The organism is Sphaerotilus sp., from assembly GCF_034519685.1.
GTDB lineage: Bacteria > Pseudomonadota > Gammaproteobacteria > Burkholderiales > Burkholderiaceae_C > Sphaerotilus.
On record NZ_JAXHOF010000006.1, the window covers coordinates 1,255,808 to 1,277,971 of the forward strand.

At 65.9% G+C, this 22,164-nt stretch carries 25 protein-coding genes; 18 read left to right on the forward strand and 7 right to left on the reverse strand.

Annotated features, from left to right (window positions below; translation table 11 throughout):
- The first annotated feature begins 129 nt into the window (after positions 1-129).
- Complete coding sequence (locus U5O44_RS16895) at positions 130-1,248, forward strand: 3-deoxy-7-phosphoheptulonate synthase (protein WP_322589570.1); 1,119 nt, start codon at positions 130-132, stop codon at positions 1,246-1,248.
- A gap of 59 nt (positions 1,249-1,307) precedes the next feature.
- Positions 1,308-1,616, forward strand: a complete 309-nt coding sequence (locus U5O44_RS16900) for a hypothetical protein (protein WP_322589571.1) — start codon at positions 1,308-1,310, stop codon at positions 1,614-1,616.
- Between the two features lie 22 nt (positions 1,617-1,638).
- Here U5O44_RS16900 and U5O44_RS16905 read toward each other — a convergent pair whose 3' ends face one another.
- The gene (locus U5O44_RS16905; RefSeq protein WP_322589572.1) at positions 1,639-2,220 is read right to left on the reverse strand and encodes a cob(I)yrinic acid a,c-diamide adenosyltransferase; all 582 of its coding nucleotides are present in this window, start codon (positions 2,218-2,220) and stop codon (positions 1,639-1,641) included.
- An 84-nt stretch (positions 2,221-2,304) separates the two neighbouring features.
- Between U5O44_RS16905 and U5O44_RS16910 the strand changes: the two genes are divergently transcribed.
- A complete protein-coding gene (locus U5O44_RS16910; RefSeq protein WP_322589573.1) occupies positions 2,305-3,048 on the forward strand; it encodes a UPF0149 family protein in 744 nt (247 codons plus the stop codon).
- A 105-nt stretch (positions 3,049-3,153) separates the two neighbouring features.
- Entirely contained in the window at positions 3,154-3,576 is a 423-nt protein-coding gene (locus U5O44_RS16915) for a universal stress protein (RefSeq protein WP_322589574.1), read from the forward strand.
- A gap of 16 nt (positions 3,577-3,592) precedes the next feature.
- Here the strand turns inward: U5O44_RS16915 and U5O44_RS16920 are convergent, their stop codons facing one another.
- The 3 genes from U5O44_RS16920 to U5O44_RS16930 form a co-directional block, all read right to left on the reverse strand.
- Entirely contained in the window at positions 3,593-3,805 is a 213-nt protein-coding gene (locus tag U5O44_RS16920; protein WP_322589575.1) for a hypothetical protein, read from the reverse strand.
- An 87-nt stretch (positions 3,806-3,892) separates the two neighbouring features.
- Positions 3,893-5,470: an alkaline phosphatase D family protein gene (locus U5O44_RS16925; RefSeq protein WP_322589576.1), complete on the reverse strand. Its 1,578-nt coding sequence runs from the start codon at positions 5,468-5,470 to the stop codon at positions 3,893-3,895.
- 376 nt (positions 5,471-5,846) lie between these two features.
- Positions 5,847-6,794 (reverse strand): LysR family transcriptional regulator, encoded by a 948-nt coding sequence (locus U5O44_RS16930; RefSeq protein WP_322589577.1) that lies wholly within the window; start codon positions 6,792-6,794, stop codon positions 5,847-5,849.
- A 327-nt stretch (positions 6,795-7,121) separates the two neighbouring features.
- On the opposite strand from U5O44_RS16930, the gene U5O44_RS16935 reads away from it, so the two are divergent.
- The 14 genes from U5O44_RS16935 (at position 7,122) to U5O44_RS17000 (ending at position 17,643) form a co-directional block, all read left to right on the forward strand.
- A complete protein-coding gene (locus U5O44_RS16935) occupies positions 7,122-8,639 on the forward strand; it encodes a CoA-acylating methylmalonate-semialdehyde dehydrogenase (RefSeq protein WP_322589578.1) in 1,518 nt (505 codons plus the stop codon).
- A 356-nt stretch (positions 8,640-8,995) separates the two neighbouring features.
- Positions 8,996-10,099, forward strand: coding sequence for a hypothetical protein (locus U5O44_RS16940; RefSeq protein WP_322589579.1), 1,104 nt, complete (start codon positions 8,996-8,998; stop codon positions 10,097-10,099).
- 98 nt (positions 10,100-10,197) lie between these two features.
- Positions 10,198-10,752 (forward strand): hypothetical protein, encoded by a 555-nt coding sequence (locus U5O44_RS16945; protein WP_322589580.1) that lies wholly within the window; start codon positions 10,198-10,200, stop codon positions 10,750-10,752.
- A gap of 655 nt (positions 10,753-11,407) precedes the next feature.
- Positions 11,408-11,659 carry a type II toxin-antitoxin system Phd/YefM family antitoxin gene (locus tag U5O44_RS16950; protein ID WP_322589581.1) on the forward strand — a complete coding sequence of 84 codons (252 nt, stop codon included), beginning with the start codon at positions 11,408-11,410 and terminating at the stop codon, positions 11,657-11,659.
- Between the two features lie 25 nt (positions 11,660-11,684).
- The gene (locus tag U5O44_RS16955) at positions 11,685-11,999 is read left to right on the forward strand and encodes a type II toxin-antitoxin system RelE family toxin (RefSeq protein WP_322589582.1); all 315 of its coding nucleotides are present in this window, start codon (positions 11,685-11,687) and stop codon (positions 11,997-11,999) included.
- Between the two features lie 19 nt (positions 12,000-12,018).
- On the forward strand, positions 12,019-12,234 hold the full coding sequence (locus U5O44_RS16960) for a hypothetical protein (protein WP_322589583.1): 216 nt from the start codon (positions 12,019-12,021) through the stop codon (positions 12,232-12,234).
- Between the two features lie 43 nt (positions 12,235-12,277).
- Entirely contained in the window at positions 12,278-13,693 is a 1,416-nt protein-coding gene (tnpC, locus tag U5O44_RS16965; protein WP_322586439.1) for an IS66 family transposase, read from the forward strand.
- 134 nt (positions 13,694-13,827) lie between these two features.
- Positions 13,828-14,040, forward strand: coding sequence for a ribosomal maturation YjgA family protein (locus U5O44_RS16970; RefSeq protein ID WP_322589584.1), 213 nt, complete (start codon positions 13,828-13,830; stop codon positions 14,038-14,040).
- Between the two features lie 71 nt (positions 14,041-14,111).
- Complete coding sequence (locus tag U5O44_RS16975) at positions 14,112-14,390, forward strand: type II toxin-antitoxin system Phd/YefM family antitoxin (RefSeq protein ID WP_322589585.1); 279 nt, start codon at positions 14,112-14,114, stop codon at positions 14,388-14,390.
- Between the two features lie 9 nt (positions 14,391-14,399).
- The gene (locus U5O44_RS16980; RefSeq protein ID WP_322589586.1) at positions 14,400-14,795 is read left to right on the forward strand and encodes a type II toxin-antitoxin system VapC family toxin; all 396 of its coding nucleotides are present in this window, start codon (positions 14,400-14,402) and stop codon (positions 14,793-14,795) included.
- 60 nt (positions 14,796-14,855) lie between these two features.
- Positions 14,856-15,551, forward strand: a complete 696-nt coding sequence (locus U5O44_RS16985) for a hypothetical protein (protein WP_322589587.1) — start codon at positions 14,856-14,858, stop codon at positions 15,549-15,551.
- The gene (locus U5O44_RS16990; protein ID WP_322589588.1) at positions 15,548-16,003 is read left to right on the forward strand and encodes a GNAT family N-acetyltransferase; all 456 of its coding nucleotides are present in this window, start codon (positions 15,548-15,550) and stop codon (positions 16,001-16,003) included. Before U5O44_RS16985 ends, U5O44_RS16990 begins: the two co-directional genes overlap by 4 nt.
- A gap of 43 nt (positions 16,004-16,046) precedes the next feature.
- On the forward strand, positions 16,047-16,340 hold the full coding sequence (locus U5O44_RS16995) for a hypothetical protein (RefSeq protein WP_322589589.1): 294 nt from the start codon (positions 16,047-16,049) through the stop codon (positions 16,338-16,340).
- A gap of 145 nt (positions 16,341-16,485) precedes the next feature.
- Positions 16,486-17,643 (forward strand): SGNH/GDSL hydrolase family protein, encoded by a 1,158-nt coding sequence (locus tag U5O44_RS17000; RefSeq protein ID WP_322589590.1) that lies wholly within the window; start codon positions 16,486-16,488, stop codon positions 17,641-17,643.
- 4 nt (positions 17,644-17,647) lie between these two features.
- On the opposite strand, the gene galK is transcribed toward U5O44_RS17000, so the two are convergent.
- Genes galK through U5O44_RS17015 form a run of 3 tightly spaced genes read right to left on the reverse strand, consistent with a single transcriptional unit; the run spans position 17,648 to position 22,162 of the window.
- A complete protein-coding gene (galK, locus tag U5O44_RS17005; protein WP_322589591.1) occupies positions 17,648-18,838 on the reverse strand; it encodes a galactokinase in 1,191 nt (396 codons plus the stop codon).
- Positions 18,835-19,989, reverse strand: a complete 1,155-nt coding sequence (locus U5O44_RS17010) for a UDP-glucose--hexose-1-phosphate uridylyltransferase (protein WP_322589592.1) — start codon at positions 19,987-19,989, stop codon at positions 18,835-18,837. Before U5O44_RS17010 ends, galK begins: the two co-directional genes overlap by 4 nt.
- A 4-nt stretch (positions 19,990-19,993) precedes the next feature.
- Entirely contained in the window at positions 19,994-22,162 is a 2,169-nt protein-coding gene (locus U5O44_RS17015; RefSeq protein ID WP_322589593.1) for an alpha-galactosidase, read from the reverse strand.
- Positions 22,163-22,164: the final 2 nt, after the last annotated feature.

The window sequence follows — 22,164 nt, forward strand, 5'->3', positions numbered from 1 at the left end:
TTGGATCTCGCACCGCCCGGCGGATGGAGAGGCCAACGCGTAGCTGAACAGCCCGCAAGCGCTCCCAGACAACCGCCGGAACCCCCGGCGGTTTTTTTTTGCCCCCAGACAACCCCGATGACCCCGACCATGAACGCCACCACCGCCGCACCGACCGACTCCTGGTATCCGCCTGCTGACCGCACCTCGCAGACCGACGACGAAAGGATCCAGGACGTGACCCCCTTGCCCCCGCCCGAACACCTCATCCGTTTCTTCCCGATCCGCGGGACGGCAGTCGAGCAACTGATCGGCAGCACCCGCCAGTCCATCCGCGACATCATGCAGGGCCGCGACGACCGGCTGCTGGTGGTGATCGGCCCGTGCTCCATCCATGACCCGGCCGCCGCGCTGGACTATGCCCGCCGGCTGAAGCCGCTGCGCGAGCAGTACAAGGGCACGCTGGAAATCGTCATGCGCGTGTATTTCGAGAAGCCGCGCACGACGGTGGGCTGGAAGGGCCTGATCAACGATCCCTACCTCGACGAGACCTACCGCATCGACGAGGGCCTGCGCATCGCGCGCCAGCTGCTGGTGGAGATCAACCGCCTGGGCGTGCCGGCGGGCAGCGAGTTCCTTGACGTGATCTCGCCGCAGTACATCGGCGATCTGATCGCCTGGGGCGCCATCGGCGCACGCACCACGGAAAGCCAGGTCCACCGCGAACTGGCCTCGGGCATCTCGGCGCCGATCGGCTTCAAGAACGGCACCGACGGCAACCTGCGCATCGCCACGGACGCGATCCAGGCGGCAGCGCGTCCGCACCACTTCCTGTCGGTGCACAAGAACGGCCAGGTCGCCATCGTCGAGACCAAGGGCAACACCGACTGCCACGTCATCCTGCGCGGCGGCAAGGCGCCCAACTACGACGCGGCCAGCGTGGCCGCCGCCGTGCGCGACCTGGAATCCGCCAAGCTGCCCACGCCGCTCATGGTCGATTGCAGCCACGCCAACAGCAGCAAGCAGCACGAGCGCCAGATCGCCGTCGCCCGCGACATCGCCGACCAGGTCGCTGGTGGCAGCCGCAGCGTCTTCGGCGTGATGGTGGAAAGCCACCTCAAGGCCGGTGCGCAGAAGTTCAGCGCGGGCAAGGACGATCCTGCCCAGCTGGAATACGGCCGCTCGATCACCGACGCCTGCATCGGCTGGGATGATTCAGAGCAAGTTCTGGCGATTCTGGACCAGGCGGTGAAGGCGCGCCGCGGCTGAGCCGGCTAGGATGGAAACGGTTGTACGGCCCTGTGTGGCCGTCCCTTGGAGAATGCACCATGCACCATGAAATGACCGTTTCCTTCGGCCCGGACCAGGAGTTCCGCATTGCGGCCGATGCGTCGATGAGCGCTGACGATGCGCGGCGCTGGCTCGACGAGCAGTTCCTCGACTTCGATTGCGAGCCCCTGCGCGCCTCCGGCAAGGTGCTCGTGGCGGACAAGCTGCTGGCCATCGCCGAGGCGGCGGGCCCGGAGGCGTTCGCGGCAGGCGACGCCTGGACAATGCGCTTCGCCGAAGCGGCCGGCGCGGCCACGGCCCGCGCCAAGATCCGCATGGATGTCCCCGGACGGACGCTCGACTTCTGAGCATCCCTGCGGGGATGCCGCGTCAGTCGGCGTTGCGCAGCAGGCGCTCGCTGCGCCAGTACACATCGTCGCCACCAAGTCCATCCAGATTGGCGCGGTTCAGCACGCGCGCCAGCACGAACAGCAGGTCCGACAGCCGGTTCAGGTACTGGCGCGGTGCGGCGTTGACGGCGCCCGGTTCCTGCGCGGTGAGGGTCACCACGGCGCGCTCGGCCCGGCGTGCGATCGTGCGGGCCACATGGGCCAGCGCAGCGCTGCGGGTGCCTGCTGGCAGGATGAACTCCTCCAGACGGGGCAGGGTAGCGTTGTGCGTCGCCAGCGCCTCGTCCAGCCGCAGCACGGCCTCGTCCTTGAGCAGCGTGTAGCCGGGGATGCACAGCTCGCCCCCCAGATTGAACAGCTCGTGCTGGATCACCACCAGCAGCGCGCGTACATCGTCGGGCAGCGGCTCGGCCAGCAGCACGCCGAGCTGCGAGTTGAGTTCGTCCACGTCGCCCATCGCCGAGATGCGCAGGTGGTCCTTGGGCACCCGGGTGCCGTCGCCGAGGCCGGTGGTGCCGTCGTCGCCGGTGCGGGTGCTGATCTGAGTGAGTCGATGTCCCATGCCGACATCGTACCGCCCGGCGCTCCACGGGCCGCCCCAGCCGGCACAATACCGCCACACCAGAACAGCCAGAGCCGCTCGACCATGACCTCTTCTCACGACCTCAACGACGCAGAAATCGGCGAACTCGACGACCTGCTTGCCGCCATTCCCCAGCCGCTCGATGCGCTGGACGTGGTGATGCTCGACGGCTACCTCTGCGGCGTGCTGTCGCAGCCGGCCGCCATCGACATCGCCGACTGGCTGCCGCCGGCCTGCGACTGGAACCTGGGCGAGGGCGGTCAGGTGCTGACGCCCGACACCCCGGGCTGGCACGCGGCCAAGCACGAGCGCCTGATGACCCTGGCCCAGCGCCGCTTTGACGCCCTCCACCGCGCGATGGTCGAGGACGAATGGTTCGATCCAGTCGTCATGCAGCCGCTGGGCGATGATGACCAGCCGCTGACCGGCCGCGCCGAGATCGAAGGTGCGCTGGCACCGTGGGTGACGGGTTTCGAGCATGCGCTCAACCACTTTCCCGCGCTGGAGGAGCTGGGCCACGCCGATCTGTCCGACCTGCTGGCCTGTCTGCGGCGGCACCTGCCGGAGCAGGACGAGGACGAGCAGGCCTACACCAAGGCACTCGACCAGGAGCACCCGCTCAAGTCACTCGACGCAGCCATCGAGGATCTGGTTGCCACGGTCATCGACCTGGCCGCCATTGGCCGCACCGAGCGCCTGAAGGTCACCACCGTGCGCCGCGGGATGCCCAAGGTGGGCCGCAACGAACCCTGTCCGTGTGGCAGTGGTCGCAAGTTCAAGCTGTGCCACGGCCGCGATCAAAGTTGATTCGCATCAAGTCATTGCTGAACGTCTGCTGACAGACTGGTCAGCATCCCGCTTGGGCAATTGCATCTGGGTACTGGACCTGGGTGCTTGGATCGGAGAACCGTCATGAAAATTCTGGTTGCAGTCGATGGCAGTGAATTCACCCGGCGCATGGTCGCGTACTGGGCCGCCCATGAGGAATGGCTCGGTCCCCAGCACAGCTACACCGTGCTGACCGTCGTGCCGCCGATTCCGCCCCGTGCGGCTGCGGTGCTGGACCGTGAACTGCTGCAGTCCTACTACGCGGACGAGGGCGAGAAGGTGTTCCACTCGCTGCGCGCCTTCCTGGACAAGCAAGGGCTCCAGGCGACGTATCTCAGCAAGACCGGCCACATCGCCGACACCATCTGCAAGACGGCGACCGAAGGCGACTTCGACCTGCTGATGATGGGCTCGCACGGGCATTCGGAGCTGGGCAACTTGGTGCTCGGCTCGGTTGCCACCCGGGTGATGGCGAACTGCAAGACGCCCGTGCTGATCGTGCGCTGAGGCGCACGCATTGCGGTCAGCGCTTGCTGGTCGGGGCCTTGGCAGGGGTTGGCTGCGTGGCGGGGCGGGTCGGCGATTCGCCCTTCGGATCCATGCTCAGGTCCAGGCCGAACGCGGTGCCATAGTCGGCAAAGTCCTCGGCCTTGCGGCGTTCGGCCTTGCGTCGGGAGCGGTCGGAGAACCAGTGGGTCCAGGGGAACCAGCTGCTCAGGGTGCGTCGTTCGGCCATCATTGTCATTCTCCCACTGCCGACCCGGTTGCCCTCAGCCACCAAGCCTCCGACCCAGCATCCAGGCCATGTCGCGGGCCGACGTGGTCATTCACGTTGCGGGCCGGCCCGTCCCGCATCCACGCGAAACCGCGCTTGCGTGTGCAGCGCCGAGTGCGCAAGAACCGGGAAACCTGTAGCTCTTGCGACACAGTGTATCGAGCGGTCTGTGACGTCCACCTGCATATAGCCCCTTTCGTCACTGCGGGCGTGCAGGATGTCCGGGTGACTGCGGCGTATCAGCGACATGAAGGATTCCGGCAATCCGACCGTCGTGAGGGAAGATGTCACGAATTCACTGGCCACCACCGGCGATTCCGGATTCTTCGGATTCGCCCGCAGCTGTGCGGCCACATGCCGGTGCACGTCGCCACCGAGGAACACCACATTGTCCAGGCCCTGGGTGTGGATGTGCCCCAGCAGTCGGGCGCGGGCCGCGGGGTAGCCATCCCAGCCGTCGGTGTAGATGACCGGCTCGCCGTTCGGTCCCGGCAGGCCCCACGGACTGAGCTGCGTGGCCTGGCCGATCAGTTTCCAGCGACAGGCCGTGTCGCGCAGACCCTCGTGCAGCCAGCGCTCCTGCTCGGCGCCCAGCATCGTGCCGCGGTCGTCGTTCAGGCTGGGACACCGCCAGCGCACCCGGCCATCTGCCACATTGCCGCGGTTACAGGCCTGCGGCGTACGGTACTGGCGCCCGTCCAGCATCCACAGGTCGGCCAGGCGTCCCCAGCGGAAGCGGTCGTGCATGCGCAGGCCCTGCGGTCCGGGCCGCTGGTCGAGCGCCAGTGGCAGGTGCTCGAAGTAGGCCTGGTAGGCCGCAGCCCGTACCTGCACGAACGCTTCGGGCGAGAGGTCTTCCTCGTTGCCGAAGGCGCCGGCGTAGTCGTTGCGCACCTCGTGGTCGTCCCAGGCGAGGATCCAGGGGTGTGCGGCATGGCTGGCCTGCAGATCCGGGTCGCGTTTGTACGTGGCATGGCGGGCGCGGAACTGCGCGAGCGTCACGGGTTTTTCCGCCTCGTGCGAGCGCAGCCGGAAGCGCCGGTTGCTGGAGTCGTAGAGGTAGTCGCCGACGAACACCACTGCGTCCAGGTCCAGTCCGGCGATTTCGCGGTGCGCCGTGAACCAGCCCTGCTCGAAGTGCTGGCAGGACGCCAGGGCAAGTCGCAGCCGGTCCACCGTGGCGTCCTCGGCCGGTGCGGTGCGGGTGCGGCCGACCGGACTGGCGACGCCGCCGGCCAGGAAGCGGTACCAGTAGGGCCGCGCGGGCCGCAGGTGCTCCACCTGCACCCGCACGCTGTGGGCCTGTGCCGGATCGGCCAGCACCGTGCCGCTGCGCACGATGCGCGCGAATGCCGCGTCCTCGGCCACCTGCCAGTGCAGCGGCAGCAGCGCTTGCGGCAGGCCGCCATCCGGTTGGGTGGGATCGGCCATCAGGCGCGTCCACAACACGACACTGTGCGGACGCGGCTGTCCGCTGGCGACGCCCAGCGAAAACGGGTCATCGCTGAACTGCGGTGCGGCGATGCGTGGCAGCAGCGTGTTCGGTGCCGACAGCACGTTCTGTGCGGCCAGCAAGGCCGCCCAGCGGCTCAGACGGGCGAGGGTGGATCGGCGGGACAGGAGCATGGCGGGCTGGATCATACGGGGGCGGACATCCCCCGGCGCACAAAGGCCCACTGGGTTGATCTGGTGTAGATCGTGTCAATTGCTTGGCATTGGGGTTGCAATGATGGAGAGATGCTGCCGTTTGTCGCGGGCCGATCGGTGCACGGGCAGAGGGGCCAGGTTTGTGATGGATTAACAATTTTCCTTCCACCGTCGTGGGGATGTGCGGCGGTGGTCCCTGTCCGTACAGTACGAACCAGTTGCTGTCACGCGGTGTACTTGGAAGTCCAGAAATCTGAAGCTGGCGAGTCAAGAGTTCGAACATAAAAACCATCGAACCTGCTCCCGGTGCCCAGTTCCCAACGGCGCGCTTTGCGGCGCGTCTATCGGCCCACCCCTAACCGGGTGGGTTTTTTTTGTCCATCGTTTGCCGAAGGTGCCCGACCAGGGCCAGCACGGTGCGCGGCACATGCGGGCTGTACGGACGCAAGGCGTACAGGTGCCCCCCGAAGGCGCCCACGCTACGCCAGTCCGGCAGCACTTCCACCACGTCACCCGCCGCCAGTGCGGCCTCGGCGCTGAAGTCCGGCAGCAGCGCGATGCCCAGCCCGGCCGTGGCCGCCTCGCGCAGCACCTCGCTGTTGTTGGCGCTGAACGGCCCGCGCACGGCGACGGTCACATGGCTGGCCTGCGCGCCCGCAGCGGCCTGCGCTTCGCGGAACTGCCAGGTCGGCGCCTCGCCGGGGCGGACGTAGTGCAGACAGTCGTGCTGCGCCAGCTCGGCCGGGTGCTGCGGCGTGCCGCGCTCGGCCAGGTAGCCGCGCGTGGCCACCAGCAGTGCCCGCGTGTCCGCCAGCCGCCACGCCACATGGGTTTCCGGCGGGTGCTCGGTGTGGCGGATCGCCAGGTCGAAGCCCTCCTGTGCCAGCGACGTGAGCCGGTCCGACAGGTTCAGCTCCAGCCGCACCTCCGGGTAGGCGCGCAGGAAGGCTGGCAGGTGCGGCACGACCGTCTGCCGCCCCAGCGCCACCGGCATCGTCACCCGCAGCAGCCCGCGCGGCTGCGCCGCCAGATCCTTCACGCCCGAGAACCCGCGCTCGATCTGCGCGAAGGCGCTGCGGGTGGTGTCCACGAGCTGCTGGCCGGCTTCGGTCAGGCGCACGCTGCGTGTCGTGCGCTGCACCAGCGGCACGCCGGCGGTGCGCTCCAGCTCGCTGATGCGCTGGCTCATCGCCGCCTTGCTCACACCCAGGCGCTGCGCGGCGGCGGTGTAGCTGCCCAGGTCGCCCAGCACGGTGAGCCAGTGGACGTGGGACCAGAGGTGATCGATGCGACGGGTGTCCATGTGCGGGTTCCTGGTGTTGTGTCAAGCGTTGATGGACGGTTGGTGCGGCCCGAGCCCCCACCCCAGCCCTCCCCCGCTGGGGGAGGGAGCAAGACCCGGGCGCACGGGATCGGCGCTCTTTCTCCTCCCCCAGCGGGGGAGGTCGGGAGGGGGGCCTTCGGGGTCAGCCGACCCTTGACGTGACACCAGGTTCCTGGTTTGTTCCGGGTTCATGCGGAGGATTGTTCGTCAGCGTGAACAGTGTATCCAGCGACCCGGTCTGGTCACGCGCCGGGTGTGTGCCTAGACTGCGCTGCATCCCGTTCAGAACACCCACCGGAGTCCCCCATGAGCACGCAGCCCTACACCGACCCCCGCGACATCGGCCACTACATCCAAGGCGAGCGCGTCGCCAGCACGAGTGGCCGCTCCCAGGCCGTCTACAACCCCGCCACCGGCGCCGTCGCCCGCCAGGTCGCGCTGGCGTCGGTGGACGAGGTGAACGCGGCGGTTGCGTCGGCCAAGGCGGCGTTTCCGGCGTGGTCCGAGACGCCGCCGATCCGCCGCGCGCGGGTGATGAACAACTTCCTCGCGCTGCTGAACGAACACCGCGACGAACTCGCCGCGATGATCACCGCCGAACACGGCAAGGTCTTCACCGACGCGATCGGCGAAGTCAGCCGCGGCATCGACATCGTCGAGTTCGCCTGCGGCATCCCGCAGTTGCTGAAGGGCGACTACACCGACCAGGTCTCGACCGGCATCGACAACTGGACGATGCGCCAGTCGCTGGGCGTGGTGGCCGGCATCACGCCGTTCAACTTCCCGTGCATGGTGCCGTGCTGGATGTTCCCGGTGGCGATCGCCTGCGGCAACAGCTTCATCCTCAAGCCCAGCGAGCGCGACCCGAGCGCCAGCCTGTTCATGGCCGATCTGCTCAAGCAGGCCGGGCTGCCGGACGGCGTGTTCAACGTCGTGCAGGGCGACAAGCTGGCGGTGGACACGCTGCTGACGCACCCGGACGTGAAGGCGGTCAGCTTCGTCGGCTCGACGCCGATCGCGCAGTACATCTACGAGACCGGCGCGCACCACGGCAAGCGCGTGCAGGCGCTCGGCGGCGCGAAGAACCACATGGTCGTGATGCCGGATGCGGATGTCGATCAGGTGGTGGACGCGCTGATCGGCGCGGCGTATGGCTCGGCGGGTGAGCGCTGCATGGCGATTTCGGTGGCGGTGCTGGTGGGCGACATCGCCGACAAGGTCGTGCCGCTGGTGGCCGAGCGGGCGCGGGCGCTCAAGATCAAGAACGGCATGGAACTCGACGCCGAGATGGGCCCGATCGTCACCGGCGTGGCGCGTGACCGCATCGAGGGCTACATCGCCACCGGCGTGGAGGAGGGCGCGCAGCTCGTCGTGGACGGGCGCGGCTTCCGGCCGGCCGGGTTCGAGGGCGGGTTCTGGACCGGCGGCACGCTGTTCGACCACGTCACGCCCGAGATGCGCATCTACAAGGAAGAGATCTTCGGCCCGGTGCTGGCCTGCGTGCGCGTGCCGGACTTCGCCACGGCGGTCGATCTGGTCAACGCGCACGAGTTCGGGAATGGGGTGGCCTGCTACACCAGCGACGGCGGCGTGGCGCGCGAGTTCTCGCGCCGGATCCAGGTCGGCATGGTCGGCATCAACGTGCCGATCCCGGTGCCGATGGCGTGGCATGGGTTTGGCGGCTGGAAGAAGAGCCTGTTTGGCGACATGCACGCCTATGGGGAAGAGGGCGTGCGGTTCTATACCAAGCAGAAGTCGGTGATGCAGCGGTGGCCGGCGAGCATCGCGAAGGGGGCGGAGTTCGTGATGCCGACGGCGAAGTGATGCGCGGGCGGTAGCGTCGGCGCTGACAAAGCGGCCGAGGGGCGAGGGCTCCTCGGCCGTTTTTGCGTTTTCGTGATGAATTCGCGATTTTGGGTGGTGTCGCTGATGAGCGCAGGGGTTTCGCACCGGCATCATGGGGGACTGACTGCATGCGTAATAGGTTACGTCGGAAGAGCAGACTTTCAGGTGAGTCATACGGGAGTTAAACCATGCAGGGTAGAGAAAAACACCAACTCCAACAACGACTCGAATACTGGATTGGTGTTGATTTAGACGGCAGGGTCGTGAGGTTTAAATTAAGTTAGGCGTCGCTATCGCGGCTTTAACAATTCCATTTTGGCAGATTAGATTCACGCATGACAAAATTCGCTGGTACGCTTCTCCGCGCACTCTCGGTAGTTTGGATTATTTTTGCGATACTTCGAATACTTGCTGGCCTAACAGGTTTCACGCAAGGGATGGACGTGATTCTTGGGTTTATTGGATTAGGCATAGCAATTGCAACGTTTAAGTTCGGTACATGGCTCAAAAATCGGCAAGCTGGCCCGTCCCTAACGCAACGATTGGGCAGGGTGCAGTCCGGCTGGTGGAGTGCAGGTTATGGATTTCGGCTTGTGGTCTTTTTGGCTGGTGTGTGGGTAGTCGGATCGTTCTTTTGGCAAGACGAGTACGACCGCAACCTAGGTTTGGTTATATGGCCCCCTGTCGGACTACTTGCTGCGTACTACTGCGATCGCCGACTCGTAGTTGCCAACGCAGAACCTCTCGCATCGCAACCGCCTCCGCTGGCTGAGGCACGCCCATCGTCATCCGCACCTACTAAATCGGAAGAAAGCGGACAGGCGTCAACTGCTAACAAGACTGTCTTATGGGCTGCCGTGGGGCTCGCCGGGATCACGGCTCTTGCCTTCTTTGCCTTGCGCATTCCATATAAACTGCCAGAGAACAGCGCATCAAATCCTAAATATCCGGCAACAGCCCCTGTCGGCCCCGAGCGATCACCGGTCGAAGTGAAGGAGAATGTGAAAGTTGATCCCGACACACTTGCTGCATACGAAAACTCACGCTTCGGGTTCAAGGTGCGCTATCCGCAAGGGGTTCTATTCCCTCAGGGGGAATCGGCAAACGGAGATGGCCAGGTCTTTGCGTCGAGTGATGCAGCGTTTATGCTAACGGCGTGGGGAGAGCGAAAAGCCGAAGGCAGTTCTATTGACGAGTTGTTTGAATATGAGAGCCGAGGTCTTGTTAAGCCCAACCAAAAATTGGTAGTCACTTACAAACGCCGTAAAGATAACTGGTTCGTGGTGAGTGGAACCGAAGGCTCAGTAGGTATTTATCGACGGGTACAAATCGAATCCGATCACATCACACGCATCGAGATGCGGTGGCCTGTCGATCAGATCGATCGGTGGCGGTCAATTATTGAAAATGTTTCAATTGCATCGCCAGGTGAGAAATGAGTCGACCGTAAATCTGTGAATATTATGTCTGGCATAGATTATTGACTTTGGAGTCAATAATCTAAAACATCAAATGGTAATTTTACGAATTAAATTTAATGAAATTAAATATTAATTTAACAGCTCAGTCAATAATATGTGCCGTGCTGGTAATGGCAACAATTGTTGGTTTGTGCGCAATATTTCCTTTTCCCTTCAAATTGGAGTTAATTTTAGAAGTAATTTCTTGCGCTGCGACGGTTGTTACAGCCGTTGGGGTTTTGTTTGCGTACTCTCAGTTGAAATTAAATCGCGAGATATCGGTTTCTCAGTTTGAGAATCAACTGTTTATGGAGTATAGAAGAATAATCGAAAAACTGCCTTCTTCTGTTATGCTGGGGGAGGGGATTACGGATTATGAGTTGGCTGATTTGGCTGATGATTTCTATATGTATATAGATTTAACTAATGAGCAAATAAATCTTCGCATGTCGGGTAAGGTCACCAAAGAGACTTGGATTGTCTGGCGGGATGGAATAAAATCAAATTTTTTGCTTCCTTCATTCAAAAAATCATGGGACCGCATAAAGCAATCAACTTCAAATTTTCAAGAGTTGCGAAGACTGGAAAATGAGAGTTTTATGAGTGATCCCATCATATGGGACTGCAAATGAACTACCGTAGAATATCTAGATACAAAGAGGTGAAGGCTCAAACGTTAGGTATCACGGCCTCCACAACACCAACCATCACACTATGACGAATCCCCGCTACGAAACGGCCGGATCTCTTGCCGAAATCCCGCGACTTAGTTCTCTTCGCTACAGCCGAGCCTATACCCTCACCATTGAAGCATTGCACACGATGTGCTGTGAGTCTGGGAACACAAGAGAACGGCTGAAGAAGATCGATCCCGAGTTTTTTTCGCTTCGATCTGAGGATGTACCGGAGAGAGATGGGGTACGGGAACTCGTTGTCGAGCTTCATCGCTTGGTTACACACTACCCACCACGGTGGGAGGGGGATGGGGTAGTGGCCGCCACGCTGAGTCAATCTCATCATACAATATTGAAGCAAATGGCACAGCTTATCTGGGATGTACATCAGAAGTTATCTCAGTATATGCAAAGTGGGCACGCTCTAAACTGAAGTGCAACACTGCCATGAAATCAACAGGTTGAGCAAAGGGACAGGCGTATTCAAGCCTGAGCATGGAAGAGCGCATGCAGCTTGCGCTGCTGGTTTTACGTGCCGCCAGCAGTAAACGGGCGACTCGTTGACAAGACCTGAATTTAGAGCTAAATTTGGCTCCAATCAAGGAGCCAATCCATGCAAATCATCTTGGCCGATGTCGCCGTCAGCATGTCGGAGTTCAAGAAGAACCCGGCGGCTGTCCTGCGAGAAGCGAACAACAGACCTGTCGCCGTTCTGAACCACAATAAAGCTGCCTTCTACATGATCGAACCCGAATTGTTCGAGGCCATCATGGATGAAATCTCAGAACAGGACTTGTATAAAAAAGTCCTGGCCCGGCTGGCTGACAAGGCAAGCGCGGTAGAGGTTGATTTTGACGACCTCTAGGAAGCATCGATACAGAATTTTCTTCATGCCCCAAGCGTTGGCCGAATGGAAAGCACTTGATGGTTCCGTCAAGGAGAACCTGAAGAAATTGCTGGCAAAAAGGCTTGATAATCCGCATGTTCCGGGTGGAGCCCTTCACGGTGATTTGAGCGGATGCTACAAGATCAAGCTGAACAAACAAGGGGTCCGACTTGTCTATGCAGTGGAAGACGACAAATTGATCGTGATGGTGATGGCAGTTGACAGACGAGAGGACAGTATCGTCTATAAATCAGCCCTGGTGCGAATGGCTGAAAAAGCGACGGCGCTCTCAAAAATAACAAAGGGTGGGTCATCCTGAATATCAGAAGCGCATGTCAATGCTTCGCTCCCGCCTGACCCTCGCCGCCGCGATCACCGCCACGATCGCCCTCGGCCTCGCCTCCCGCAAATACCCATCCCTGTTCCCCACGATCTTCGAGAAATACCCCGGCGACGCCCTCTGGGCGCAGATGGTGTACTGGCTCGTCGCCTTCGTGTCACCCGCCGCGTACGTATTCAGCCCCCCGGCATTGACAACATCGTCAAGCCGGTGAAGTCCGGGTAGCGCGCGGAGCGAGCGAGGCGGAGAGTGCTGGGATGGACCAACCCGAAGCCCCTGGCCGTGAGGCCACCGCAGTGCCGAACAAGCCCGAGACGCTGGAGCAATGCCACGCGGTGATCGAGCAGATGGGGCAGGAGCTGGCGAAGCTGCGCGAGCAGGTCAGTGCGCTGCTGGACAAGAAGCTGAACTCACGCAACTCGTCGAAGCCGCCATCGTCGGACGGGCCGGGGGACAGCGGCAACCGGGCACAACGCCGGACCAGCGGCCGGGTGCGGGGCGCGCAGCCTGGGCACAAGGGCACGTACCGGGCGCTGCTGGCGGAGTCCGAGGTGGACGTGATCCACGACTGCCCGCCGCCTGCGGCATGCGAGTGTGGCGGTCCGGTGGCGGCGGGGCGGCCGATACGGCACCAGGTGTTCGACGTGCCGGCACAGGTGAAGGCCGAGGTGCAGGAGTACCGGCTGTACCACGGGGTGTGCGGGCACTGCCGCAAGACACACGCATCGGTGTTGCCGGCGGGGGTGCCGCGCGGACAGATCGGGCCGAGGGCGCTGGCCCTGGTGGGGCTGCTGGGCACGGCGTACCACCTGACGCAGCCCAAGATCCGGGATCTGCTGGCGCAGGTGCTGGGGGTGCGGTTCAGCGTGGGGGCGATCTCGCAGGCGCACGGGCTGGTGGCGCAGGCGTTGAAGGAGCCGGTGCAGGCGGCGGTGAAGACGCTGGCCGCAGCGCCGGTGGTGCATGTGGACGAGACCAGCTACGCGCGAGAAGGCGCGGGGCGGCACTGGGTGTGGACGGTGACGCAGCCCAAGCTGGTGGTGTACCAGCTCTGGTCTTCGCGGGCGCGCTACGTGGCCAAGGAGATGCTGGGCGAGAGCCCGAAGGCCAAGCTGGTCACGGACCGCTATGCGGTGTACGACTGGGTGGACGCCGCGCAGCGGCAGGTGTGCTGGGCGCACCTGCTGCGGGACTTCACGCGCATCAGTCAACGTGCGGGGCAGGCCGGACGGATCGGGCGCCGACTGCTGGGGCTGGGCTATGTGCTGTTCCGGCGCTGGCACCGCAAGGACCAGCAGGTCGCCGCGCAGATGGCGCAGGTGCAGCACCACGTGCGCCGGGCGCTGGAGCGCGGCATCGCCGGCGCCTGCCAGCGCACCGCACTGACCTGCGCCAACGTGCTCAAGCTCTGGCCGGCGCTGTGGACGTTCGTGAGCGACGCGGCCGTGCCGCCGACCAACAACGCCGCCGAGCAGGCGCTGCGCACCATCGTGCTCAAGCGCAAGATCTCGGGGCTGACGAGATCACGCCGGGGCGAGGAGTTCATCGCCCGGGGCTACACGGTGGTGGAGAGCTGCAAGCGCCAGGGCCGTGATGCGCTGGCGTATCTGCGTCAGGCGATGCAGGCGCACTTCACCGGTGGTCTGGCGCCCTCGCTGGTGCCCTCGGGCTGAGTGCGTGGCCGCAGGCTCGGTCCTGCGGTCCTTCAGGTCATCTTCGAACTCGCGCTGCGTCCTTCTCGACGCGGCGTGCCCAGGGCTTTGCGGGTGTCAATACCGGGGGGCTGAATACGTACCCCGCCGCGTCCGTGGCCAAGGTCGCGCTGACGGCGCTGGTGATCTCTTACGCGGACGAGTGCAGCCAGCTCTACCAGGCGCCGTGGCTCAACGCCATCCGCGCGACCACGCCCGGCCATCTGGTGCTCGGCTCGACGTTTTCATGGGGCGACCTCGTCGCGTACACGGTCGGCATCGCGCTGGTGGCGCCGCTGGATCGGTGGCTGCTGGTGCGCAAGGTCTGACGGGTTGCCAGCACGTCCGGCCCTGCCATACTGGACGCCTCGTCATCTGCCGCCAACGGGAGATCGCCACCATGCCCGCCACCCCTCACGCCATCCCGGTTCAAGAAGCCCAAGGCCAGCTCGTGCAGTTGGTGGAGCGCGTGCGTGCCGCGCACGAGTCGGTGACGCTGCTGGGGCAGCATGGGCAACCGGTCGCACGGCTGGTGCCACTAGACCGTCCTCGGGTCCGCCTGGGGCTCGCAGCCGGGCGCTACGTGATCCCTGATCCTTCGGACGAACTGGATGCCGTCATCGCGCGGGAGTTCGACGCCTCGGGTGTCGTGCTGGATGCGGTGCATCTGCCGGATTGACGCCCAGAAATGCGACTGCTGCTCGACACCCACATCGCCTTGTGGGCGGTGTATCAGCCGGAAAAGTTGCCCGCCCGTGCGTTGTCACTGCTCTTGGCCGAAGGCGCTGAGGTCTGGATCAGCATCGCGTCCCTGTGGGAAATCGCCATCAAGAACAGCAAGTTTCCTGGGCACTTGCCGCCCGTGGCACAGATCCGGGTTGACTTTGCCGAGGCGGGTTTTCAAGAGATGGCCATCGCTGCAGACGTGATGGCCCAGGTCGAACGCCTGCCCTTGACCATCCACCACGATCCGTTTGATCGCCTGTTGATCGCGACCGCCTTTTCAGAGCCGATGCACCTCGTCACCCATGACAGCAAGGTGTCGGCCTACGACGACAGTGGTCGGCTGATCCTGCGCTGCTGAATCACAGCGGACGGTGATGCACGAGCGCCGCCCGCGTTGCATGTCCCGAGGAGCTTGTTCATGACCGCCCCCCGCTTCACCCGCTTGCTGGCCTGCACGCTGCTGGCCCTGTCGTCCCAGGCCTTCAGCTACGAATGCGGCGACTCCCTGTTCATCGCCAAGGACACGCCCCCCGCCGTGCTCGACGCCAAGGGCCGGTTCGAGAACCTCACCAAGACCTTCGTGGCCGACAACGTCGTGGACTCGATCTTCGAAGTCACCATCGCCGGCAAGTCGCCCGAGGAGGTCGAGAAGACCGTCACCGCCGGCCAGCCGGGCTACTTCAAGGCGACCCAGCAGGCGCAGTTCTTCATGGACGGTTTCTCGCAGGAATACGGCTCGCCCGACGGCCGCTGGAAAAAGACCGTCAAGGTCACCACGCACAGCCCCAAGGGCGCGCCGATCGTGCCCTACCTGCAGCTCTTCTACGAGGACAAGTTCGGCGGCGTCATCCGCCTGAAGCCCAACGGCAACTCCGACGCCCCCAAGCAGCTCACCCACCTCAAGCACGCCCACGGCACCAAGTACTACAAGCTCAACCCGACCGGCGATCTCTCGTTCGAGAACGAGGCGTTCAAGGTGGACGAGATGAAGGCGCTGCCGAAGTCGCCCAACCAGGTGCAACTGCCCGCCGGACTGGCCTACGGCACGCCCGACGCGGAAGCCTTCCTCGGCCAGTGCTGGACCTACAAGACCCACGTCCCGCTGGCCGAATGACGACCACCACCCGCCCCGCGACCCTCGCCGACCTCGACCGCGTCGCCCCGCTGTTCGACGCCTACCGCCAGTTCTACGAACAACCCGCCGACCTCGCCACCGCCACGCAGTTCCTCCGCGACCGCCTCACCCGCGGCGAGTCGCAGATCCTGCTGGCCGAGGACGGCGCGGGCCAGGCGATCGGCTTCTGCCAGCTCTACCCGGTGTTCTGCTCGATCGCGGCGCAGCCGATCTACCTGCTGTCGGACCTGTTCGTGACCCCCGCCGCCCGCCGCAGCGGAGCCGGCCGCGCGCTGCTGTTGGCCGCAGAGCGCTTGTCGGCCGAACACGGCAAGTTGCGCATGGAGCTGACCACCGCCCGCACCAACCACGCCGCGCAGGCCGCCTACGCCGCACTCGGCTGGGTGCGCGACGAGGTCTATCTCACCTACACCCGCCAGACCGGGGCCTGACGCCGGTGGGGGACAATGGCCGCTCACTCTCCCGAAAGATCCCATGAGCGCGAAGAAGACCGATCTGGTCAAACACCTGGCCCGCAAGCTGGACGGCAAGATGAAAACGGCCGGCGTGCCCCCGCGGTTCGCCCAAGGGTCGGCCGATGCCAATGCCGCCGCCCGGCGTGTCGAGCGTGCCGAGCACGCGGCACCGAAGCTGGTCTCGGTGGCCTGTCGCCTGCCGGCCGACCTGGTCAACCAGATGCGCGAGCGCGCACTGACGCAGGAAGGCGGCGTCAACGCCGTGGTGGCGCTGGCCCTGGCGCAGTGGCTGGAGACGGCGCCCGCCGCCTGACGCCGCTCGGCCGCCCGGGCGTGGGCGTGGGCGTGGGCGTGCAGATCCTCGTCACGTCCGTGACTCGGCAGGCTCCGGCTCAGGGTTTGCTAGCGGTGGCATCGCCGGCTTTGGGCCTAGAGTAGTTCGATTTGGAGGAGACACCATGGCCTTGAATCGCCGTTTTCAATTCGGACTGTCCGTCGTGCTGGTGGCCGTGCTGGCCGCTTGCGGCGGTGGCGATGACACCCCCGTCGTCGCCAAGGTGCCCGTCACCAGCCTGCGCGTCATGGGCGACAGCCTGGCCGACGTCGGCACCTTCGGCCTCAAGTTCACCATCCAGGGCAACGACACCTATCCGGAGCGAATCTCGGCCGGCTACGGTCTGGGCAAGGGCTGCAACTTCTTCACCTTCACCGGGACCACGTTTGCCGCCAACACGGCCACGACGGGCTGCACCAACTACGCCATCGGCGGCGGTGTCATCAACCCGACGGCGAGCGGCTACACGGCGGCCGACCCGCGTGGGCTGGCAGCCCAGTTCGCGGCCGCGACGGCGGCGGGCAACTTCGGTGCCGGTGACCTGCTGCTGGTGGACGGCGGCGGCAATGACGCGGCTGCCCTCGTTGGCGCTTACCTGAAGGCCGCGGCCGATGGTGGCGCCGCCTACCTGGGTGTCCTGGGCACCCAGCTCACGGCCGATCAGGTGTCGGCCGCGGCGGCTGGCGGGGCCGCCGGGCTGGCCGGTGCAGGCGCCACCTACATGGCGGCGCTGGCCGACAACTTCCACACCCTCGTCAAGACGGGTGCGCTGGACAAGGGCGCCACCCGCGTCGTGCTGCTGAACATGCCCGGCATCACGAACACGCCGCGCTTCCAGACGGTGCTCGACAGCATCGCGGCCGCCTCCGGTGGTGGCACGGCCGGCGCCACGGCCCGGGCGCAGAGCGAGGCGCTGTTCAAGAGCTGGGTCGAGGCGTTCAATGCCCGACTGGCGACCAAGTTCGCAGGCAACACCCAGGTGGTCGTGGTCGACTTCTACACGGTGTTCAACAACCAGATCGCCAACCCCGCGAGCTACGGCTTCACCAACGTCAAGACGCCGGCCTGCCCGGTCACCGGCGTCGGCACGGACGGCCTGCCGAGCTACACCTTCGCCACCTGCACCGACGCAGCGCTGGCCGCGGCGCCGCCGGCCGGCACGACCGCGACCGACTGGTACAAGACCTACGCCTTCTCCGACAGCTTCCACCCGACGCCGCTGGGCCACCAGCTGCTCGCCACGGAGATCACCAAGGCGCTCACCACCGCCGGCTGGCTCTGACGGGTCAGGACGCCGGCCCGGCGCCTGAGGCGGCGTGGCTGACCCAGATCGTCGGCGGCTCGCCGTCCGGCGATCGGTAGGCGGCTTCGATCGCCGCCTGCACCTCGGCGATGCGCGCGTCCGGCAGCACGACGACGATGCAGCCGCCAAAGCCGCCGCCCGTCATCCGCGCGCCGCCTTCGTGCCCGACGGCTTCCTGGGCGATGTCGACGAGCCGGTCGATCGCCGGGTGGGTGATCTCGAAGTCGTCGCGCATCGACGCATGCGACGCCGCCATCAGCTCGCCCAGCCGCACCAGGTCACCCGCTGCCAGCGCCTCGGCGGCGTCCACCGTGCGGGCGTTTTCGGTGACGATGTGGCGGGCGCGGCGGTAGACGACCTCGTCCAGACCGCCCCGGTCCCGCTCCAGCCGCGCGGTGTCCACATCGCGCAGCGCCGGCACGCCGTAGTGGCGCGCCGCCGCTTCGCACTGGGCGCGGCGGGTGTTGTACTCGCTGCCCACCAGCCCGCGCTTGACCCGCGAGTGGACGATCATCACGGCCACCGCCTCCGGCAGGTGGACCGGCTGCGCGCCCAGGCTGCGGCAGTCGATGAGCAGCGCGTGACCCGCCTCGGCGCGGGCCGAGATGAGCTGGTCCATGATCCCGCAGTTGACGCCGACGAAGCGGTTCTCGGCGCGCTGGGCGATCAGCGCGAGGTCGGTCTGGGTCACGCCCGCGCGGCCGCCTTGGCCGTCGAGGCCGAGCATGGCCTTGAACGCCTGCCCGACCGCCACTTCCAGCGACGCCGACGACGACAGCCCCGCGCCCTGCGGCACGTTGCCAGCGATGGCCAGGTCCGCGCCGCGCAGCGACAGGCCGAGCGGGGCGAGGTGTTCGGCCAGCATCTTCACGGTGCCGCGCACATAGTTGGCCCACTGCAGGTCCGGGTGCGGGGCGATCGGGGCGTCGAGGTCGAAGGTGTCGGTGCCGTGGCCGTAGTCGGCGGCGACCACCCGTACCTGCCGGTCGTCACGCGCCTTCACGGCGATCACCGTGCGGTAGTCGATGCCACACGGCAGCACGAAGCCGTCGTTGTAGTCGGTGTGTTCGCCGATCAGGTTGACGCGGCCGGGTGCCTGCACCCAGAGGTCCGGCGCGTGGCCGAAGGCGGACTGCAGCGCGTCGGCGGTGCGGGCTTTCAGGGTGTCGGTCATGGGAGAGCGGCCGGGGCCGAGGCGCGGTAATGGAGGTCACTGACCGCCCGCAACTGCGCGGCGGCCTGCTCGGGCGTCAGGTCGCGCTGCGCCTCGGCCAGCATCTCGAAGCCGACCATGAACTTGCGCACCGTGGCCGAGCGCAGCAGCGGTGGGTAGAAATGGGCGTGGAGCTGCCAGGGCGTGGTGCCGGCCGCGTCCGCGTCGAACGGCGCGCCGTGCCAGCCCATCGAGTACGGGAAGCTGCAGCGGAACAGGTTGTCGTAGCGGCTGGTGAGCTTCTTCAGCGCGTCGGCGAGGTCGGCGCGCTGCGCGGCGTCGAGTTGCGGCAGCCGCTGCACCGCGAAGCGCGGCAGCAGCAGCGTCTCGAACGGCCACGTCGCCCAGTACGGCACGACGGCCAGCCAGTGTTCGGTCTGCACCACGACCCGCTCGCCCGAGGCCGCCTCGCGCTGCACATAGTCGAGCAGCATCGGCCGGCCGTGGGCGGCGAAGTAGGCCCGCTGTTCGCGGTCTTCGGTCGCGGCTTCGTTGGGCAGGTGGCCGGTGGCCCAGATCTGGCCGTGCGGGTGCGGCTGCGAGCACCCCATCAGTGCGCCCTTGTTCTCGAACACCTGCACCCACGGGTGCGTCCGGCCGAGTTCGGCGCTCTGCTCGCACCAGGTGTCGATGACGCCGCCGATCGCCGCCAGCGACAGCTCGGGCAGCGTGCGGGCGTGGTCGGGGGAGAAGCAGATCACCCGACTCGTCCCGTAGGCCGCCTCGATCTGGAAAAGCCCCTCCCCCCAGCGGGGGGAGGGGTTGGGGAGGGGGGCAACGGGCGGCAGGGCGCTTGGCCTGACGGCCTCCCCCCTCCCCAGCCCTCCCCCCGCTGGGGGGAGGGAGTCAGACGGGGGCATCAATGCGGCGTGGTCGTTCGTGAAGACAAACGTCCCGGTGTAATCCGGATTCACGTCCCCGCTGACCCGCGTGTTGCCCGCACAGAGATAACAGCCCGGATCGTGCGACGGCAGCACCGCGTCGGAGGCTTCCTCCTGCTGCCCTTGCCACGGCCGCTTGGCGCGGTGCGGCGAGACCAGCACCCACTGGCCGGTCAGCGGATTGCGGCGCCGGTGGCTGTGGTCGGCGGGGTCGAACATCGGATCAGACATCGGATCAGACACGCTCGAACCTCACGAGGAAGGCGGTTTCGGCCTGCACCCGCGGCATCGGCAGGCCGGCGTTCACCAGCCACGCGCCGTCGATCTCCAGCCCGTCGGGCGTGTTGATCGCGTCGAAGAAGGGCGCGGTGTGGTGCCGGCCGGTCGGGCGCACGGTGCTGGCGGGCAGCACTTCGCGCACGCGGTAGCGCGCCGCTGAATCGAGCATCGGCAGCCGCAGGGCGGGTGCGTAGCGGTGCTGGCTCGGCAGCGGCCGGTAGACGAGCAGCACCACGTCGGTGGCCGCCGCGTCGCCGTGGGCCTGCCAGACCAGGCCGTCCTCGCGTGCCGTGTCGCCGCCGAGCCAGACGCGGCCGTGGTGCAGCCGGTCGCGCAGTTGCTTGTAGACGTTGATCCAGCCGCGCAGCTCCGCGGTGTCGGCGTCGCTCAGGTGCCGCACGTCGAGTTCCACACCGAAGTGTCCCGGCAGCGCAACGGCGGCGCGGAAGGCCATCGACTGCGTGCGCCCCGTCGTGTGCGAAGGCGCGGTGCCGACGTGGGCGCCCATGATCTCGGGCGGGAAGAACTGCAGGAAACCACGCTGGATGTCCACGCGGGACAGCGCGTCGATGCAGTCGCTGGTCCAGACCCGGTGCGTGTGGCGCAGCACGCCGAAGTCGATCCGGCCGCCACCGCCGGAGCAGCTCTCGATCTCGACGTTCGGGTGGGCGGCGCGCAGGCGGTCCATCAGCGCGTAGGCGGCGTGGATCTGCGCCCGGTAGCCGGCGGTGCCGTTGGCCAGACCCGCCGGGGCGAGGTCGCGGTTCAAGTCCCACTTCAGGTAGCCGATCGGGTGCGCGGCGAGCAGCGCGGCGATCTTCTCGAACAGGTAGTCGCTCGCCTCGGGCCGGGCGATGTCGAGCACGAGCTGGTTGCGGGCGGTCAGCAGCGGGCGGCCGGCGATCTGCAATGCCCACTCGGGGTGGGCGCGGAACAGATCGCTGTCCGGGTTGACCATCTCCGGCTCGACCCACAGGCCGAACTCCATGCCGAGCGCGTTGACGTGCGCGATCAGCTCGCCGAGGCCGTTCGGGAACTTGGTCTCGTCGGGCCACCAGTCGCCGAGTGCTGCGCGGTCGTGGTGGCGACCGTGAAACCAGCCGTCGTCGAGCACGAAGCGTTCGATGCCGACCGCAGCCGCAGCGGTCGCGAGTTCCTGGACCGGGCCGGGATGCACATCGAAGTAGAAGCCTTCCCAGGTGTTCAGGTGCACCGGGCGCGGCTTCATCGCGCCACCCGGCCAGTTCAGCCGGCGACGCAGCTCGGTGTGGAAGTTGGCCGCCAGCCCGTTCAGGCCGTCGGTGGAGCAGGTGGCGACCAGCTCGGGTGAGTGCAATGCCTGCCCCGGCAGCAGCCGGCCTTCACCGGGCGCGAGCCATTCGCCCATCTGCCACTGGTAGAGGCCGTCGTGCAGCCACTCGATGGTCTGCTGGTGGTTGCCGGACCAGGCCAGGTGCGCGCCGAAGACCAGGCCCGTGTCGTCGGTCGTGCCCGGCGTGGTGACGACGGCGCCGGGGAAACAGTCGTGGCTGGTGCGCCCGCGCCGGCTTTCCTTGCGCCAGAGGCTGCGCGTCAGCGGATCGACCTGCAGCAGGAACTCGTGGACATGCTGCCCCGCATACGAGCGCACACCGTCGCAGTGCCCCGGCAGCCGCAGCGTGCCGGCAGCGAGCCACTGCACGTCGAGCGGCGCGTCGCCCAGGTTGTGCAGCACCGACTGCAGCACCAGCACGTCGGATTCCACGTCCAGCCGCAGCGTCAGGTCCAGCCGTAGCCGAGCCACGTCGTCGTGCAGGTGCAGGCAGACGGCCGAGCGGGTGGCGTCTTGCTGTAGCCACTCGGCGTCGCAGCGGGTGAAGGCTTGCGCGAAGTCCTGCCCGTCGCGGTGGGCGAGCAGGGCGCTTTGCCCGAACCAGCCGACGCCGAAGGTGGGCGCCACCGTCAGCGGCTGGTCGAAGTCGAGCATGAACGACGGCAGCGGGCGCGTGTCGCGCAGCGCCGTGCCGGGGGTCGCGCCATCGGGCAAGCGCGGACCCCAGTAGCGCCACAGCGGCGCTTCGTCGGGCGGGCATTCGAGCACGACGCTGCTGCGCCTGCTGTGGAGGATCAGGAAGTCGGCAGACAAGT

What these genes read in the sequence shown, in the direction of transcription:
- U5O44_RS16895 (WP_322589570.1), top strand. Translation starts at nt 130, where the DNA reads ATGAACGCCACCACCGCCGCACCGACCGACTCCTGGTATCCGCCTGCT.
- U5O44_RS16900 (WP_322589571.1), top strand. Translation starts at nt 1,308, where the DNA reads ATGCACCATGAAATGACCGTTTCCTTCGGCCCGGACCAGGAGTTCCGC.
- U5O44_RS16905 (WP_322589572.1), bottom strand. Translation starts at nt 2,220, where the DNA reads ATGGGACATCGACTCACTCAGATCAGCACCCGCACCGGCGACGACGGC.
- U5O44_RS16910 (WP_322589573.1), top strand. Translation starts at nt 2,305, where the DNA reads ATGACCTCTTCTCACGACCTCAACGACGCAGAAATCGGCGAACTCGAC.
- U5O44_RS16915 (WP_322589574.1), top strand. Translation starts at nt 3,154, where the DNA reads ATGAAAATTCTGGTTGCAGTCGATGGCAGTGAATTCACCCGGCGCATG.
- U5O44_RS16920 (WP_322589575.1), bottom strand. Translation starts at nt 3,805, where the DNA reads ATGGCCGAACGACGCACCCTGAGCAGCTGGTTCCCCTGGACCCACTGG.
- U5O44_RS16925 (WP_322589576.1), bottom strand. Translation starts at nt 5,470, where the DNA reads ATGCTCCTGTCCCGCCGATCCACCCTCGCCCGTCTGAGCCGCTGGGCG.
- U5O44_RS16930 (WP_322589577.1), bottom strand. Translation starts at nt 6,794, where the DNA reads ATGGACACCCGTCGCATCGATCACCTCTGGTCCCACGTCCACTGGCTC.
- U5O44_RS16935 (WP_322589578.1), top strand. Translation starts at nt 7,122, where the DNA reads ATGAGCACGCAGCCCTACACCGACCCCCGCGACATCGGCCACTACATC.
- U5O44_RS16940 (WP_322589579.1), top strand. Translation starts at nt 8,996, where the DNA reads ATGACAAAATTCGCTGGTACGCTTCTCCGCGCACTCTCGGTAGTTTGG.
- U5O44_RS16945 (WP_322589580.1), top strand. Translation starts at nt 10,198, where the DNA reads ATGAAATTAAATATTAATTTAACAGCTCAGTCAATAATATGTGCCGTG.
- U5O44_RS16950 (WP_322589581.1), top strand. Translation starts at nt 11,408, where the DNA reads ATGCAAATCATCTTGGCCGATGTCGCCGTCAGCATGTCGGAGTTCAAG.
- U5O44_RS16955 (WP_322589582.1), top strand. Translation starts at nt 11,685, where the DNA reads ATGCCCCAAGCGTTGGCCGAATGGAAAGCACTTGATGGTTCCGTCAAG.
- U5O44_RS16960 (WP_322589583.1), top strand. Translation starts at nt 12,019, where the DNA reads ATGCTTCGCTCCCGCCTGACCCTCGCCGCCGCGATCACCGCCACGATC.
- tnpC (WP_322586439.1), top strand. Translation starts at nt 12,278, where the DNA reads ATGGACCAACCCGAAGCCCCTGGCCGTGAGGCCACCGCAGTGCCGAAC.
- U5O44_RS16975 (WP_322589585.1), top strand. Translation starts at nt 14,112, where the DNA reads ATGCCCGCCACCCCTCACGCCATCCCGGTTCAAGAAGCCCAAGGCCAG.
- U5O44_RS16980 (WP_322589586.1), top strand. Translation starts at nt 14,400, where the DNA reads ATGCGACTGCTGCTCGACACCCACATCGCCTTGTGGGCGGTGTATCAG.
- U5O44_RS16985 (WP_322589587.1), top strand. Translation starts at nt 14,856, where the DNA reads ATGACCGCCCCCCGCTTCACCCGCTTGCTGGCCTGCACGCTGCTGGCC.
- U5O44_RS16990 (WP_322589588.1), top strand. Translation starts at nt 15,548, where the DNA reads ATGACGACCACCACCCGCCCCGCGACCCTCGCCGACCTCGACCGCGTC.
- U5O44_RS16995 (WP_322589589.1), top strand. Translation starts at nt 16,047, where the DNA reads ATGAGCGCGAAGAAGACCGATCTGGTCAAACACCTGGCCCGCAAGCTG.
- U5O44_RS17000 (WP_322589590.1), top strand. Translation starts at nt 16,486, where the DNA reads ATGGCCTTGAATCGCCGTTTTCAATTCGGACTGTCCGTCGTGCTGGTG.
- galK (WP_322589591.1), bottom strand. Translation starts at nt 18,838, where the DNA reads ATGACCGACACCCTGAAAGCCCGCACCGCCGACGCGCTGCAGTCCGCC.
- U5O44_RS17010 (WP_322589592.1), bottom strand. Translation starts at nt 19,989, where the DNA reads ATGTCTGATCCGATGTTCGACCCCGCCGACCACAGCCACCGGCGCCGC.